The sequence below is a fragment of the Okeania hirsuta genome (assembly GCF_003838195.1).
GTDB lineage: Bacteria > Cyanobacteriota > Cyanobacteriia > Cyanobacteriales > Microcoleaceae > Okeania > Okeania hirsuta.
Window position 1 is genome coordinate 1 of the sequence record NZ_RCBY01000633.1, and the last position, 894, is coordinate 894.

Below are 894 nucleotides of genomic sequence, written 5' to 3' on the forward strand. Positions count from 1 at the left end.
TTCTTCCTTCTTCCCTCTTCCTTCTGAGTGCTACTGCCACACCGAAAATTATTTTTCCCACCTGCCCTAGAAATGAAATTTCTAAGCTACCTCAACCTCCTTTATCTCAAACTCAACCAAGTATTCCTAGTCTGTGGTTAACCCAAGATTTCTTTGGTGAAGAACTTATTTATACTTGGTTTGTTGACTCAGATGATATTTGGGTAATGTTGGTAGTCAGAAAATTAATTTGGGATAAAAAAGGCTACCTAGAACGTTATAAATTTATTAACCATTTTGGTAATGTAGCTAGAGAATATGGCTATAACTTACAAGTATGCGAACCTCGTAATAAAAAACCAATTGCTGCCTATTTTTGTGACTTTGAAACTGCTCCATTAAATTGTAATGTAGAAATTGATTATAGATTTGGTAGAAGTTTATTTCGTTCACCTAAAGGCTTTACATTTCCTCCCACAGTAGAGTGAATATTTATCATGACTAGATTTCTTTATTCCCAATTTTTCAAACAATTTTTAGAAGAATTATAGCAATTTCCATACTGGCGAGGTACAAAATTTTAGGTTTGAGGGAACACCGGATCTGGGAACGGGGAACAGGGAATAAAAATACGAAAAGATCACTGTACCTCACGAGCTTGAGAAACGCTATACTATCAATTATTCATACAGTAAAAGTACGCTATGATCTACAGATAAATCCGATAAATAGATGTTGTGGTAATAACGAATATCTTTGTTTATTTTTGTCGTGAAAATTATCAGATGTAAACAAGCGATCGCTCCCTAAGTAATAATATTAAATTCGATAGTATTGGCATTATTTAGGATACATAGCACAAGGAAGAAGGAAGAAATAAGAAAGAGGAGGGAAGAAGGAAGAGGGAAGAAGTAA

General features: G+C 34.2%; 1 protein-coding gene. It reads left to right on the forward strand.

All coding sequences use genetic code 11. The annotated features are described in order from the left end of the window. A partial coding sequence (locus D5R40_RS36815) for a hypothetical protein (RefSeq protein WP_161565195.1) occupies nt 1-467 on the forward strand: 467 nt, incomplete at its 5' end. Between the last annotated feature and the right edge of the window lie 427 nt (nt 468-894).